The organism is Tundrisphaera macrotermitis (genome assembly GCF_051175315.1).
Taxonomy (GTDB): Bacteria; Planctomycetota; Planctomycetia; order Isosphaerales; family Isosphaeraceae; genus Tundrisphaera.
The window spans coordinates 3,360,663-3,375,467 of record NZ_CP195100.1 but is presented as its reverse complement, the minus strand read 5'-3'; the positions used below and the strand labels follow the sequence as shown (position 1 = coordinate 3,375,467).

Below are 14,805 nucleotides of genomic sequence, written 5' to 3'. Positions count from 1 at the left end.
CCGCTTGGTCTTCCGGGACCGAGAAGTATGAACCCGTCCGCTCCACGCCGAGGACGGGTCAACGCGAATTGCTATTGTAAGGTTTTGCTGCCCCTTGGCAAGCGCAGGTCCGCGGAACCGGCATCGACCGCCCGGATTCATGCGCGGCTCAGCGGGACGTCGGCGTGTACCGCGCCGCGCCGATCAGGCCCGGGGGATCGACCGGCGATTCTTGCGACGGAGGACGCTCTGTTTCCAGAAGTCCGCGAGGAAGTGGGGCGGATCGAGGTCCGGCTTCCTCTGGACGATCCGGCGGAGTCGGCAGGTCCAGAAGCCGAACCCGAAGGCCAGGTCGGCGGAGATCGCCCCGGCGAGGCCGAAATTCTTCAGGAAGTAGCGGCGGCGGGACTCGAACCAGTAGGCCGGCGTGCGCGGGGGGCGGCGGTCGCGCTCGGTCAGCCCGCTGCTTTGGCCGGCGATGTGCATCACCCGGCTTTTGGGGACGTAGCGGCACGGCCAGCCGTGGCGCTTGGCCCGCAGGCAGAAGTCGACTTCCTCGAAATAGAGGAAGTAATCCTCGTCCATCAGTCCGATCGCCTCGAAGACTTCCCAGCGGATCATCATCGAGGCGCCGGCCACCCAGTCGATCGGCTGGGGGGCATCCTGCTCCATCACGCGAGCGACGACGTGGCGTTTCAGCAGGCGCGTCACGGGGCCGAACTTGAAGCCGCTCTCCAACTCGGACAGGGGCGTGATGAAGCGGAAGGCGATCGGCCAGTCGGAGCCGTCGAGATTCTCGAAGCTCCCGCCGGCGATCCCGACATCGGGATGGTCCCGCATGTCATCCAGGAGGATCCGGATCGCGCCGGGGCGCACCTCCGTGTCCGAGTTCAGGAGCAGGACGAACCGGGGAGGGTTGCCGGACGCCATCGCGGCCCGGATCGGGCGATTGTTGCCGTAGGCGAAGCCGCCGTTGACCTCGGCGACGTCGAGATCGACCCAGCCCCCCCACCCTCGCTCGGCGATCGCCCGGGCCAGGGCCTCGCCGTCGCCCGACGCGTTCTCGACCACGGCCACCCGGGCGCCGGGGATCGCGGCCAGCTCCGGTTCGAGGGTCTCCAGGCAGGCGACCGTCAACCGGGCCGTCTTGTAGTTGACGATCACGACCAGCAGTTCGGGCCTGTTCGAGACGTCGGCGGATTCGGTGACGGGTGCGTTCGCGGTGGCGGCCGGGTTCAAGGCGTGGCCTCCGACGCTTGGACTCGGTCGATCCGATCCGCCAGGGGTTCGGCGATCGCCGAGACGTGGGGTTCCTGGAGCATCCCGCCATGGCCGCCCGGCACGTCGATGACCTCGACGGATCGGACGTGCCGGCCCCAGCCGAACCGTTCGTCCCGGTAGATCGTGAGGAACGGCTCGTCCGAAGGGTCGTCATGCCCACCGGCCCCGGCGCGGAACAGGACGACGGGGACGTCGAGCAGTCCTTCGGGGCGATAGGCGGATTCGGCCTGCTTGTAGACCGTCCGGTAGGTCGGGATCGCGTAGTCCTCGGGCAGGCTCCCCCCGCGGTCGAGGATCGCGCGCAGGGTCCGGACATTGGCCGCATCCGCGCGACGTTTGCGATAGGCCCCGAGCTCGTAGGCGGCCAGGGACCGGACCTTGCCGGCGGCGATCGCGGCCTTCCGCGCGATCGACCCGATGCGGGAACGCTTCGGTGCGTGCGACGCGACCACCGGCCCCGGTTCCGAGGCCTCGACGGGTTGGGCCGGGGCCTTGCCGCGGAGCGAACTGCGGAACCTCTGGAGGCGGAGCCGGACCTCGCGGAAGGGCCGCACCTTGGCCTGCGGCGCCGCAGCATCCAGGAGGGCGACGAGCCCAACCCTCCGGCCCTCGGCGGTCAACTGCCGGGCCATTTCGTAGGCGATGATCCCCCCCGCGCACATCCCGCCCAGGAGGATGGGACCGCTCGGGCAGGCCGACACGACCCGGGCCGCGTAGTGGGCGGCCATCTCCGGGATCCGGGTGTGGAGGTAGGGGCTCCGCTCGTCGCCGGCCGGCTCCAGGCCGAACACGGCCACCGAGTCGGGCAGGCGGCGGGCCAGGTTGAGGTAAAGGAGCGTTTCGCTGTCCCCATCGTGGACCAGGAACAGGGACGGCCCCCCCTCCGCGCCGGGCTTGAGCAGCTTCAGCGATTCGCGGGACCGGGACCGTCCGTCGGTGAGCCGCACGGCCAGTTCCTCGATCGTCGCCGCTTCGAGGATCGTCGTCATCGGCAGGCGGATGCCGAACTGGGCCTCGATCTCGACGAACATCCGTGCGGCCTTGAGCGAGGTCCCCCCGAGGGCCGTGAAATCATCGCGGATCCCGACCTGCTCGATCAGGAGCACCCGGGACCAGATCGAGGCCAGCTCGCGCTGGACCGCCGTGTGGGGCGGGACGAACGGGGCTTCCAGCGCCCTCCGCTTGATCGACCCCCGGGCCACGGCGCCGAGGACCGCCTCGGGCCGGTGGAGTTCGGCGATGATCCGGCCATGCAAGGCGGAAAGGTCGATCCCCGGCCCGCCGCCCGACTTCGTCGCCTTCGCCGGCTTGCCGCCCGTCCGTGCCAGTTCGAGCTGATCCTTGGCGTCGGATCCGGGGCGATAGACCAGCTCCGCCGCGGTCGCGGCCGGGACGCGGTAGGCGGTGCCGTTGCCGTCGGCGCCCGGCGTTGCGGTCGCTTCGGGGAGCGATTTCAGGAAGTTCAACGCCGGCTCGTTCTTGGGCGTGGGGACATAGCCGACCCGGACGGACGAGAGGACCCGATCGCGGGCGAGCCGACCCAGGTGGGCCAGCATGGCATGCTCGACGCCCCGGCCCAGGACGCGGCAGCTCAGGAGCATGGTGTCGACCACCAGCGTATCCGGCTCGGCCCCGAAGATCAGGACGCCGACAAGGCCGTAGTCGCCGAATCGGTCGGAGACCTCGACCCGGAGGACTTCGAGACCGGACCCGGCGAGCCGGCGGACCTCCGCCTCGGACCGGCGCACGGTCGAGGCGTTGAACTGGTTGGTCCGCTGGGTCAGTTGCGAGACCCGGGCCCACTGGTCCTCGCGTGGGGCTCCGATGTCGATCCGGATGTCGAGCGAGGCGAGGAACGTCCCGATGTCCGAGACCTGGCGCTCGACCCGCGAGCGGTCGGCATTCTCGCGATACATCCGGGTCCGGGCGCGGTCTTCCTCGGTGATCTTGCGGCGGTCGAAGAACCAGGCGTGGCGGAGGAAGTCCGCCAGTTCCTCGTCGGGCGGGACCTGCAGGGTCAGGACCTGCGGCAACGCGGCGCGAACCTCGGCGCATTCGACCGGGTTATCGTCCAGGAAGATGAAGCTATCCAGGCCCAGGTTCAGCTCCTCGGCCAACTCCACCAGCGCCTGCGACTTGCGTCCCCAGCCGATCCGCCACGAGACCAGATGCTCGCGGCGCAGGGGGAAGTCGGACCGGGCGTCGAAGGCGTCCAGGACATCGGCCTCGGCATTCTTGCTGACCAGGCAGACGACCATCCCCGCGGCCTGCTGCTCGACGACGAATTCCTGGAGCGCCTTCATGCCGGGGCCGAGGGTGATCCCGTCGATCCCGTCCTCGCCCACGACCCCCTTCCACAGGGTGTTGTCGCAGTCCAGGGCGATCACCTTGCGGGGGGGCGACTGGATCAGGTGGATCCGCCGGGCCAGGTCGGTCGCCAGGGCCGCCTCGAACAGCGGCGTGTAGGGCATGTGTCCGACGCGGTCGCCGGCCGCGTCGTGGGCCCCCTCCAGGTCATGGCTGGCCAGTTCGGCCCGGCCGAGCCAGTGGAGCGAATCGAACGGGACGACCGCATCGCGGAGCCTCGCCTCCATGGATACGAGGAACGCCGCGCGGGCGGGATCCTCGGCAACCTGGGGCGAGGCGGGCGGGGTGGCGATGATCGTGGGGGTGTTCGACCGTTCGGCGAACGAGCGGAAGGCGTCGGCCAGGTCATCCACCCCGGCGGCGATCGTGGCCTCGTCCCACCCTCCGGGCCGGGCGCGGGCGAAGTCCTCGACGCGGACCAGCGCGACGTTGATCCCCCGGGCATTCGCCGCGAACAGGCTGCCGGGGTCGAGCAACTGGGGGATCAGCTGGCTGTAGTCCGCGAACCGGACCCGCGGATCGAAGCCAAGCTCCCCGATCCAGAACCGCAGAGGCCCCTCGATCGGCTCGGCGGTGTAGGTGGCGGACACCGCGACGGAGAGTTCGGGGGGCGTCGTCGGGTCGGGGGTCGCGGCGGGGGGGATGGGGAGCGGGGCCTCTCGCGTGGATTGCATGAATCGCTCAGCCGTCCGGGTGATGTCCTGGTCGCTCGAAGGGTTTCGAGGCGTCCCACGCCCATTTCGAAGTTAGCATTCGCCCGTCGGCAGGGTCAAGTCGGGGCGAGCCGACGCCCGGAGGGCCGCATCCCATGTCGATCTGGGGCGACGTCGTCCGACGGGCCGCGATGGGCCAGCCTCAGGACGCCGGGAGGGCGGATAGCCCGACCTTGGCCTCATCCACCAGGTCGGCGACGTCGGGATACGGGCCGAACCGGGCGATGATGTCTTCGAGGATGTCCTTGCGGTACTTGCGGCCGGCCTCGGTCGCCGCGACCGGCTCGGTGATCGTGGCCCGGGCCAGGAGGCCGGCCACCACCTCACGCCTCTGCTCGATCTGGCGCTTGATCTGCTCGGCCCGCTCGCCGGCTAGGAGGGCCCACCCGCGTTCCTTCCTCCCCTCGCGGGCCAGCGACAATTCGAGCTTCTTCCAGAGGTCGTAGGCGTCGCCGTCGTGGTGGATGGCCAGGGCGGCGGCGGCCTCGTCGAAGGTGGTCCGATACTGGATCTCGGTCTCGGTCTTGGGCTTGGTGAGCGCCAGCAGGACCGGGCGTTCCAGGACCTCGGCGCGGCGCTTGACCTGGTGGAGGTCGATCCGATCCAGCCAGCCGTCGACCTCCTCCCGATGCGCGTGCTTCGGGAATCGGGCGTCCAGCGGCGCCAGGTATTCGTCGCGGGCCCGGACCCAATCCGACGGCTCGGCCGAGGCCATCAACTCCCGGGCATGGCGATACAGATACGCCTCCCCGGGCGGCCAGAGCAGGTAGGCGATCAGCGAGCCGACGGCCACCAGGCCGAGGACCAGCCCGACGACTTCCCACCCGACCCGGGGGCGGGCCTGCTTCCTCTTCTTCGCGGTCTTTGCCGGGCGCGGGTCGGCGAGGACCTCGGCCCGGGTGGGGTTGGCGGCATCGCTGCCCGGCTCGGGCCAGACCATCGCCACCGTTTCCTTGGCCTGGTCCTTTTTCTGCAGCTCGCGCAGAGTCTGGGCCACGGCCTCGGCATCCCACGGGCGGTCGGACGGCTCCTTGGCCATCAGGGAGACGATCAGGGCATCCAGCGCCTTGGGGATCTCCTGGGTCTTGCTGGAAGGGTGGGGCACCGGGGAATTGATGTGGGCGTGCATCATGACCATCGGGGTCTGCCCCACGAATGGGACTTCCCCCGTGAGCAGCTGATAGAACACGCACCCGAGCGAATACAGGTCGGTCTTGTGGCTGATCGCGTAGTTGCCCCGGATCTGCTCCGGGGCCATGTAGGCGGCCGTGCCCAGGGTCCGCCCGGTGGCGGTCAGGGCGGTCGCGTCAAGATCCTTGGCGATGCCGAAGTCGGTCAGCTTGAGCTTCCCGTCGGCGGTCAGCATCAGGTTGGACGGCTTGAGGTCGCGATGGACGATCCCGCGCTCGTGGGCGTAGTGGAGGGCGTCGCAAAGCTGGATGCCCAGGGCCACCACCTCGCGCCAGTGCAGGGTGCCCCGGCCGGTGAGGATGTGGTCGACCGTCTGGCCTTCCACGAACTCCATCGCATAGTAATTGATGCCGGAGGCCCGGCCCCGGGCCAGGTAGCGGACGATGTTGGGGTGGCGGAACTGCTCCAGGATCACCGCCTCGCGGACGAACCGCTCGTAGGCGTTCCCCTTCCCCATCTGGTCGCCGCCGATCACCTTGATCGCCGCCTTGCGGTTCTTCTCCTGGTGGACGCCGAGGTAGACGACGCCCATCGCCCCCGAACCGAGGATCGACTCGATCTGGAACGACCCGAGTTTCTGGCCGATCATGGGGCACCGGAGACGGGCGATGGGGTTCGATCAGGGCCTCTGGACGGGGATCGGGCACCGGAGGCCGGGGAGTCGACCTCCCCCGCCCCGGGCCGCAGGCACAACCGAATCGATCAGGACCGGGGCATGACGCAGGTCAGCCCGGCCGCGGCCGGCAGATAGCTATTCTGGACGTAGTCCATCACCATCCGGTCGGCGTTGAACCGCCAGGAGAGCGAGCGGAGGGCCGACTTCTGCCTCTGGATCCAGCCCCGGGGCAGGCCCGAGGCGTCCCGGTCGTAGAACAGGGGGACGACCTCGTTGGCCAGCACCTCGATCAGAGACGCGTGGTCGCGCTCGTCCTGGATCGACGGGACCGAGTGCGACCGGCCGTGGCCGATGGCGAACCCGTTGGTGCCGTCGTAGGCCTCGGCCCACCAGCCGTCGAGGATCGAGAAGTTCAGCGCACCGTTCAGGAACGCCTTCTCGCCCGACGTGCCGCTCGCCTCCTGCGGCCTCCGGGGGTTGTTCAACCAGACGTCGACCCCCTGGACCAGGTGGCGGGCGACGTTCATGTCGTAGTCCTCGACGAACACCAGGCGGTTTTCGAGCCGGGCGTCGCGGGCCAGCCGGGCGATGTTCTGGATCAGTTCCTTGCCGTACTTGTCTTCCGGGTGGGCCTTGCCGGCGAACACGAACTGGATTGGCCGGTCCGAGGTGTCCATGATCGCCAGCAGGCGCTCGATGTCGCTCAGCACCAGGCCGGCCCGCTTGTAGGTGGCGAACCGGCGGGCGAACCCGATCGTCAGGGCGTCGTGGTCGAGCACCTTGCCGGCCTTCTCGATCGCCCCGTCCCCCTCGTCCCGGCGGCGGGCCTGGGAGGCCAGGCGCCAGCGGACGAAGTCGATCATGCTGGCCTTGAGGATCTGCTGGGTTTCCCAAAGCTCGGCGTCGTCGATGTGGGCGATGTTGGCCCAGGTGTCCGGGTCGCTCATGTTCCGGGCCCAGTCGGGCCCGAGGTGCCGCTCGAACAGGGCGTGCATCTGGGGGGCGAGCCAGCTCTGGACGTGGACGCCGTTGGTGATGTGGCCGATCGGCACTTCCTCCTCGACCCGGTTGGGGTAGAGGGGGTGCCACATCTGCCGCGAGACCCGGCCGTGCAGGGCGCTCACGCCGTTGGCGTGGCGGTCGAGCTTCAGCGCCAGCACCGTCATGCAATACGGCTCGTTGGGGTCGCCCGGGTGGACCCGGCCGAGACCCAGGAAGTCGTCGTAGGAGAGGTGCAGCCCCTCGCGGATCTTGCCCAGGTGCTCCTCGACGAGCTGCCCGGGGAATCGGTCGTGGCCGGCGGCCACCGGGGTGTGGGTGGTGAAGACCGTCATGGTGGCCACCTCGCGGGCGGCCTCGCCGAACGGGATCCCCTCGGACTCCATCAGGCTCCGGGCCATCTCCAGCCCGGCGAAGGCGCTGTGGCCCTCATTGAGGTGGAGCACCGACGGGTTGATGTCCAGGGCGGCCAGGGCCCGGACGCCGCCCACGCCCAGGAGCAGTTCCTGGCGGATCCGGACCCGGGCGTCGCCGCCGTAGAGCCGGGAGGTCAGGGCGCGGTCGCTCTCGTTGTTCTCATCCACCTTGGAGTCGAGCAGGAGCAGCATCGTCCGGCCGACCTCGGCCCGCCAGACCCGGGCGTGCAGGACGCCCGCGTTGGTGTCGATCGAGATCCGCACCGGGTTGCCCTTGGCATCCAGGGCCGGCTCGATCGGCAGGAGGTCGGGGTTGTTGAACAGGTACGATTCCTGCTGCCACCCGTCGCCGTCCAGCGACTGGCGGAAATAGCCCTCGGCATACAGGAGGCCGATGCCGATCAGGGGGATGCCCAGGTCGCTGGCGCTCTTGAGGTGGTCGCCCGCCAGCACGCCGAGGCCGCCCGAATAGATCGGCAGGCTCTCGTGGAGGCCGAATTCGGCCGAGAAGTAGGCCACCGGCCGGGAGCGGAGGCAGGATGCGTGGACGGAGCCCCAGGAGTCGGTATTCTTGAGGTATTCGGCCAGGCGTCGGAAGGCATAATCGATCCGGGAGTGGAGGGCCACCTGGGCGGCCATCCCTTCCAGGCGTTCCGGCTCGATCCTCTGGAGGAACTCGACCGGATTGTGCCCCGTCGCGGTCCACAAGGCGGGGTCGATCTCCCGGAACAGGCCAATCACGTTCGGCTGCCAGGTCCACCAGAGGTTGCGAGCCAGTTCCCTCAACTTATCGACGACCTTCGCCTGACCTGCCATACGGGACCCCCGGTCTGTGGAAATCGGCGCAATGCGACCAACTCAGCGCGCAGTCGCCGGCTCACGGCCGATAATATCGCGGATCACGCGGGAAATGCCAGCCCTTGCCAGGGAACCCCGGCGTAGCCGATCATCCCAGATACGAAGACGGAACGTGGATTGCAAGTGATGTTCCGGGTCGATTTCCGGGAGGGACAGGCCCATCCCGGACGCCTCGGGAGCCTCGAGGAAATCCGAAATGTCCGCCCCAAACTCCAATCCCCTCGGACCCGAGCCACCGGTGACGACGGTCTCGACCTCCCCCCTTGGTGCCACCGCTGGGCCGTCGGTCGATCCCCTGATCGCCGCCACCGCGACGACCGCCGGGGATGAGCTGGAAGTCGGGTCGGGGAAATCCGCCGAGCAGGTCGGCGTCGAAGGCGAGGTCGACGTCTGGACCGGCCGGTATTCGATGCTGAACTTCATCGGGCGGATCGCCGTCCGGGTCGTCCTGACAATCGCGGCGATCGCCCTGGCGATCCGGGCCGGCAATGAGGCCGACTACCACTGGTTGCGCCGGCTGAACATGGTGTTCGCCATCATCATCGCCGCGATGTGGCTCTACCTGGGCTACCGGATGCTCAGGGCCTGGTACAGCCATTTCTATCGCCTGACCACCCGCCGGCTGTTCGTCTCCTCCGGCATCGTCCAGCGTCGCCGCGAGATGCTGGAGCTGCTCCGCATCAAGGACGTGACGATGCGGCAGAACAGCCTGTTCGAACGCTGGTTCGGGCTGGGGACCGTCATCGTCGTCTCGACGGAGAAGGGCGCCCCCACCTTCTACCTGCTGGGCGTCCGCGACCCGAAGGTCGTCCTGGACCGGATCTGGCATCATGCCCGATCCGAGCGCGACATCCGAAGTGTTAAGATTGACCACGTCTGAGCGGGTCGACCGGCGTGAGGCCACGCCGCCGTCTTCTCGGGTTCCCACCGGCCGCAGCGTTTAAGGGTCCAAACAGAATGCCAACCGTCACCGTTGAAGGCGTGAAGTCGTTCGAGATGGAGGCCGGCAAGAAGCTGGTCCTCGGGATCGAGGATGCCGGGATCGATATCCTCCACCGATGCGGCGGGAACGCCCGCTGCACCACCTGCCGCGTCCAGGTGATCTCGGGCGATCTCCCCGAGATGGGGGGCATGGAGCAGGCCCGGCTCGCCCGCGACGAAAGTTTCGGGCCGGACATCCGGCTGTCCTGCCAGGTCCGCGTCCAGTCGGACATGACCATCAAGGTCCTGGCGACGGCCTCGGAGACCGGGCAGCCGACCGGCACGCGGCCGTTGGACTGACCGCCGGCCGGGATGATCCCGAACCGATCCGCCAAACGAAGCGAGGCGACCCGTGTGGGCCGCCTCGCATCGTTTCGCTCAACGCTGGCTTTCGCTACACTTCTTGCAGCGGACCGACCGCTTGCGGATCGAGCCGCCGCAACGCTTGCAGGTGTGGTTCTTGGCCTTGTGGAACGCTTTCTTGCGAGGGCGGAACGCCACGAGACACCTCGTCGAGACCGGATCGGAGGGACTTCCCGGCGACCCCGCCGGGGCAAAGTTCCACCTTACTCGATTTTCACCGCTTTCGACCATCGATTTTGCGTCCGCCCCCCTGGAATCCTCCGGAAGTAGCCATCATGCTCGACGCCCTGGTCATCGCCCCCCACCCGGATGACGCCGAACTCGGGATGGGCGGGACCATCATCAAACTCATCGGGTCGGGCTGGAAGGTCGGCATCCTGGACCTGACCAGCGGCGAGCCGACGCCGCTCGGGTCGCCGGAAATCCGCAGGGCAGAGACCGAGGCAGCCTCTCAGATCCTCGGGCTCTCCTGGAGGAAGAACCTCGGCCTGCCGAATCGGAGCCTGGAGGCGACCCTGGAACATCGCCGATCCCTGGCGGCGGTCTTCCGGCAGGTCCGGCCCCGGCTCCTGTTCGCCCCGTTCTGGGAGGACGCCCACCCCGACCACACCGCGGCCACCAAGCTCGTGGAGGACGCCCGCTTCTGGAGCAAGCTGAGCAAGAGCGACATCCCGGGCGACCCGTTCCACCCGTCGCGCATCCTCTACTACTTCAGCGTCCACCTCCGGATCGTCGAGCGGCCGAGCTTCGTGGTCGACGTCTCGGACCAGGCCGAGCGGAAGTCGGAGGCGCTGCGGTGCTACCGGTCGCAGCTGGTCGACAACCAGCCGGCCGGCCGGCCGGGGGTGATCGACGCGGTCCGCGACCGGTCCCGGTTCTGGGGGAACACGGTCGGCGTGCTTCACGCCGAGCCGTTCGCCAGCCGCGAGCCGGTCGGGCTCGCGGGGCTGGACCAGTTGCTCCTCTGAGGCGAATCCGCCCCGGGGCTCACTTCATCGCGTTGGCGTAGGTGCTCCGGGGATACTCCTGCTTGAGCCGCTCCTTGGCCTCCTCGGCCCGGTCTTCCCGCTTCAGGACGCGCCAGAGCTGGGAGATCTGGGACAGGGCTCGGGCGTGTTCGTTCTTCGCCTTGCCGAACAGGAGGTCGGTGTGGAGGTAGGCGTAAAGGGCCTCCTTGGGTTTGCCGGCCGCCCTCAGGCAGTCGCCCAGCGTGTTGTAGGCGGCGGCCTGGGTGGCGGCGTCCTCGGTCGGGGCGTCCTTGATCACGGCCCGGACGGTCGACTCGGCCTCGGCGTACTTCTTCTGGGCGGCGAGGCTCTCGGCCTTGGTCAGCAGGGCGTCGCGCCTTTTCTCCGATTTCTCGGGGGCGGCCGCGATGATCTTGTCGAGTTCGGCGATCGCCTGGTCGAGTTGCCCCTTCTTGGCGAACACCTTGACCTTGAAGATGGCGGCCCGGTCCTCCCCCTTGGGGAACTGGCCGAGCTGGGACAGGGTCTTCTCGACCCCCGCATAGTCCTCCTGGGCGATCTGGAGCCGGGCCAGGGCTTCGAGGGCCGGGGCGGCATGCCGGCCCGACTTGTGGGCCCGGGTGAAGGCGTCCAGGAGGGCGACCGCCTCCTCGGCCTTGGACGTGTCGGTCAATGCCATCTCGGCGACCGTCCGGGCCTGGCTGAACAGGGCGTCCTCGGCGATGAACGGCTTGGTCGAGGCCTCGCCGGCCGCCTTCTTGAAGAGTTCGGCGGCGGCCGCCAGGTCGTTCGCCGCGAGCTTATCATTGGCCTGGTCGAGGCTGGCGGGGTGCCCATCGTAGGTGATCGAGGCGACCTCGTTGGTCGGGACCTTGGTGACGGTGTTGCCGAGCTTCACCTCGACCACGGTCGACGATTCCGCCTGGACCACGCCGCGGACGGCGCCCCCGACCCCCTTGGTCGTGGCGTCGGGGTTCAGCGTGACGACATCCCCGAGGGCGACGGACAGGGCCATCAGGGTGAAGGCGGACGTCGCGGCCGGGGCGAGCAGGAGGCGCGATCGGCGGAGGCTCATGGCGTGCGGTTCCTCGCGAACAGGGGGGAGGCCGGAGCGGCCGTCTCGGGCCTCACTTGCCCAGGCGTTTGATCGTTTCGAGGTACTTGGCCTTCATGTCCGTCGCCCCGGCGAAGTTGGAGAGCCGGACGACGCTGGCCAGCGATTGCTGCGCGAGGTCCTTCTTCCCCTGCTTCTCCAGGGCGAGGGCCGCGTGATACCAGGCTTCGTAGTATTCGGGGGGCTTCTGCCGGGCGGAGGCGAGCTTGAGGGCGAGCTTCCGCCAGTGGTCGTGGGCCTGGGCCCAGGTCGCCTGCTTGGCCTCGGCCCGGGCATCGATCAGGTGGCCGAGTTCCATCTGGGCTTCGAGCGAACGCGGGTTCTGCTTCACGATCTCTTCGATCTGCTTACCCGCCTCGTCGAAATTCCGCTCGCCGACCAGCGCCGCGACCTGCTTGATCCGGACGCGGAGCAGCCGATCGTTGGATCCCGGCTTCGCCAGGAAGTCGGGATCCTTGCCGTAGATCGTCAGGATGTTGGCGAAGACCGAGCCCGCCTCCTTGTAGTTGCCGAGCTTGAGCAAGTTCTCGCCGGCCCACTGGAGCGACTGGATCGACTGGCCCGACTTGCTCGCGACCAGGGCCATGAGGAACTGCTCGTAGGCCTTCTGGGTGCGTTCGAGCCCCCGGCGATCGTTCTTCTTCTTGAGGGCCTCGATCTCGCGTTCCAGGAGCTTGCCGAGTTCGAAGTAGAGCTGGGCCCCGCTGGCCCCGGCGATCCCGGACTCCTCCAACGTCTTCATCCCGGCGATCGCCTTGTCGACCTGGTTGGTCGCGACATGGCCCCGCAGGATGGAGGTCAAAACCCGGCCGTAGGCGGCGTTCTGCGACGGCGTGCGGGTCGCGTTGGCCAGCGCCTTGGCGAGGGGATCGAGCAGCTTGAGCGCGTCGTCGGACTTGCCGGACTCCAGCTGGATGACGGCCAGGTCGCAGGCGATGTTGACCAGGGAGGGGTCGGAGTCCGAGGTGTTGGCGTCGCGCTTCGCCTTCAGGGCGGCGTTCAGGAGGTCGACCGCCTTCTTGGCCTCCGCGTCGGCCTCCTTCTCCTTCCCCTGCTCGCGGAGGGCCTGCCCGAGCTTCCAGTGGGCGTCGCCGCTGCCGGACTGCGCCTCGGTCTTCTTGGGGGAGTTGTCGCGGAGCGAGTCGAAGGCGGCGATCGCCTCGGCATACCGGCCGCGCCCCAGGGCGATCTTGCCCAGGGCGATCCGGGCGGAATCCCCCTGCTCCGTGTCCGGCCAGGTTTCCGAGGTGTATTTGGCCAGGTCGACCAGCCGATCGAGGTCGACGGTCCGATCCCCGCCCGGCTCGTTGTTGTAGGCGTCGACCAAGGCGGCCATGCCGATCTCGGCCGCCTTGGGGGCGTTCTCTCCGCTGGGATAACGCCGGGCGAGGTGCTCGGCGATGACGGCCGACTCGTAGTACCGCTTGGCCATGTAGGCGGCGAACGCCTGGTTGAACCGGGCCTTGTTCGCCTTCGCGGCATCCTTCACCGGGTCGGCCTTGAGCACCGCCCCCTTGAACAGCGAGATCGCCCGGTCGTACTCCTGCGAGGAGAGCGACTGTTCGGCCTGCGACATGGCGTCGTCGTAGCTCAGGTTGGCGATCGCCGAGGCGCTCAGGGCGGCGCTCGGGCGGATCTTCTTGAGCAGGGCCACGGCCTCGGGCTTGTGGGGCGAGAAGTAGCGGACCACATCGACGAGCGCGTCCCCGGCCGCCTTGGTCGCCCGCTTCTGGTCGTCCTCGGAAAGCTCGGGCAGCTGGGCCAGCATCGACTTGGCCAGTTCGAGCTGGACCCCCAGGGCCTCGAAGGACCGGCGATCCTTGGGGAACATGGTGAGCCAGCGTCGGCACTCGTCGGCCGCCTTGGCGTACTCGCCGCGCTTGCCCATCACGATGATCCGGAAGTAGTCGACCTGCTTCTGGAGCACCCGGAGCCGGGGATCGGGGTGGTCGATCAGCTCGTTGTAGATGCCCATGGCGGGGCCGAGCTCGCCGCGTTCCTCGTAGGTCTTCCCCTGCCACATCCGCGCCGTGAACCCGACGAGCTGGGTCCGGTATCGCTTGTAGATCTCCTCGAACCCGGCGAGGCCCTTGTCGAGGTATTCCTTGCGTTCGGGCGCCTTGAGCGGGTAGGTCTGGGCGATCTCGTAGTCCACCACCGACTTCTGCAACTCCGACTGCATCAGCGAGGTCTGGACCCGCTCCCGCTCGATCTTGCGGGGGTCGTCGTCGGGGATGAACTTGGGGAAGGCGTTGAACTTGGCGTTCAATCGGTCGAAGGCCAGCGAATAGGCGTCCCTGGCCGCCGCCAGGGTGTCGCGGGCCTCGGAGAGCCGGGCCTGGGTGTCGGCGGGGGTGCGCTGCTCCTCGGCGATCCGGGCGATGATCCGGCCGCGCTCATAGAGGAGGTGGGCCAGCTCGACCAGGGCCTCGGTGGTCTGGGGCAGGTCGGGGTTGGCCTTCACGAAGGCGTCGATCTTGCTCTTGGCGCGATCCAGGGTCTGCCGGGCCGCTTCGAGGTCCGACGACCGGGCCGCCTCGCCAATCAGGCAGCGGGCTTCCTCGTAGTCGATCAGGGTCTTCAGTTCGGCCGGGGTGTCGGGAGACTCACGCAAGGTGCCCAGGTATTCCAGCGCCAGGTCGAAGTATTCCCGGTCGCGGAGGCCCTGGAGGAAGTCGGCCGCGACGCGGGGGTCCTCGGCGATCGCCGGGGACGCGATACCGGCGATCACCAGGGCGGGCGCGATCGCGCGGGCGAAGCAACGGCGGAGCATGGACGGCTCCTGATCGATGGGAAAGACGGGCCCGGGGCCGCCCGATGGAGATCCGGTGGCGATGGCGCGACGAGCGTGAGGCGGATGCCATGATTCGATGATTCACTGTACGACGCGTGCGCGGACCGAGTCAAGCGACGCAACGCGGCCCCGAGCGAGGGATTGTCGCGGCCCGCCCCGCCTGGG

Annotated in this window: 10 protein-coding genes; 3 read left to right on the top strand and 7 right to left on the bottom strand. The window is 68.7% G+C overall.

Going from position 1 to position 14,805, the window contains the following annotated elements:
- Window positions 1–183: 183 nt before the first annotated feature.
- The 4 genes from TA3x_RS13650 to glgP form a co-directional block, all read right to left on the bottom strand.
- Entirely contained in the window at window positions 184–1,218 is a 1,035-nt protein-coding gene (locus TA3x_RS13650) for a glycosyltransferase family 2 protein (protein ID WP_435022096.1), read from the bottom strand.
- A complete protein-coding gene (locus TA3x_RS13645) occupies window positions 1,215–4,301 on the bottom strand; it encodes an HAD-IIIC family phosphatase (protein ID WP_435022095.1) in 3,087 nt (1,028 codons plus the stop codon). Before TA3x_RS13645 ends, TA3x_RS13650 begins: the two co-directional genes overlap by 4 nt.
- 181 nt (window positions 4,302–4,482) lie before the next feature.
- The gene (locus tag TA3x_RS13640) at window positions 4,483–6,120 is read right to left on the bottom strand and encodes a serine/threonine protein kinase (RefSeq protein ID WP_435022093.1); all 1,638 of its coding nucleotides are present in this window, start codon (window positions 6,118–6,120) and stop codon (window positions 4,483–4,485) included.
- 113 nt (window positions 6,121–6,233) lie between these two features.
- Complete coding sequence (glgP, locus tag TA3x_RS13635) at window positions 6,234–8,378, bottom strand: alpha-glucan family phosphorylase (RefSeq protein ID WP_435022091.1); 2,145 nt, start codon at window positions 8,376–8,378, stop codon at window positions 6,234–6,236.
- A 280-nt stretch (window positions 8,379–8,658) separates the two neighbouring features.
- On the opposite strand from glgP, the gene TA3x_RS13630 reads away from it, so the two are divergent.
- Entirely contained in the window at window positions 8,659–9,300 is a 642-nt protein-coding gene (locus TA3x_RS13630) for a PH domain-containing protein (RefSeq protein ID WP_435022089.1), read from the top strand.
- A 77-nt stretch (window positions 9,301–9,377) separates the two neighbouring features.
- Window positions 9,378–9,701 carry a 2Fe-2S iron-sulfur cluster-binding protein gene (locus tag TA3x_RS13625; RefSeq protein WP_435022087.1) on the top strand — a complete coding sequence of 108 codons (324 nt, stop codon included), beginning with the start codon at window positions 9,378–9,380 and terminating at the stop codon, window positions 9,699–9,701.
- Window positions 9,702–9,779: 78 nt separating this feature from the next.
- Here TA3x_RS13625 and TA3x_RS13620 read toward each other — a convergent pair whose 3' ends face one another.
- The gene (locus tag TA3x_RS13620; RefSeq protein WP_435022085.1) at window positions 9,780–9,902 is read right to left on the bottom strand and encodes a hypothetical protein; all 123 of its coding nucleotides are present in this window, start codon (window positions 9,900–9,902) and stop codon (window positions 9,780–9,782) included.
- A 137-nt stretch (window positions 9,903–10,039) separates the two neighbouring features.
- Between TA3x_RS13620 and bshB1 the strand changes: the two genes are divergently transcribed.
- On the top strand, window positions 10,040–10,732 hold the full coding sequence (bshB1, locus tag TA3x_RS13615) for a bacillithiol biosynthesis deacetylase BshB1 (RefSeq protein ID WP_435022083.1): 693 nt from the start codon (window positions 10,040–10,042) through the stop codon (window positions 10,730–10,732).
- Between the two features lie 19 nt (window positions 10,733–10,751).
- On the opposite strand, the gene TA3x_RS13610 is transcribed toward bshB1, so the two are convergent.
- Both TA3x_RS13610 and TA3x_RS13605 read right to left on the bottom strand, forming a co-directional pair.
- Entirely contained in the window at window positions 10,752–11,807 is a 1,056-nt protein-coding gene (locus TA3x_RS13610) for a tetratricopeptide repeat protein (RefSeq protein WP_435022081.1), read from the bottom strand.
- Between the two features lie 52 nt (window positions 11,808–11,859).
- Entirely contained in the window at window positions 11,860–14,619 is a 2,760-nt protein-coding gene (locus tag TA3x_RS13605) for a tetratricopeptide repeat protein (RefSeq protein WP_435022079.1), read from the bottom strand.
- Window positions 14,620–14,805: the final 186 nt, after the last annotated feature.

Coding starts and splice junctions, on each gene's coding strand:
- TA3x_RS13645 (WP_435022095.1), bottom strand. CDS start 4,301: ATGCAATCCACGCGAGAGGCCCCGCTCCCCATCCCCCCCGCCGCGACC.
- TA3x_RS13640 (WP_435022093.1), bottom strand. CDS start 6,120: ATGATCGGCCAGAAACTCGGGTCGTTCCAGATCGAGTCGATCCTCGGT.
- glgP (WP_435022091.1), bottom strand. CDS start 8,378: ATGGCAGGTCAGGCGAAGGTCGTCGATAAGTTGAGGGAACTGGCTCGC.
- TA3x_RS13625 (WP_435022087.1), top strand. CDS start 9,378: ATGCCAACCGTCACCGTTGAAGGCGTGAAGTCGTTCGAGATGGAGGCC.
- bshB1 (WP_435022083.1), top strand. CDS start 10,040: ATGCTCGACGCCCTGGTCATCGCCCCCCACCCGGATGACGCCGAACTC.
- TA3x_RS13610 (WP_435022081.1), bottom strand. CDS start 11,807: ATGAGCCTCCGCCGATCGCGCCTCCTGCTCGCCCCGGCCGCGACGTCC.
- TA3x_RS13605 (WP_435022079.1), bottom strand. CDS start 14,619: ATGCTCCGCCGTTGCTTCGCCCGCGCGATCGCGCCCGCCCTGGTGATC.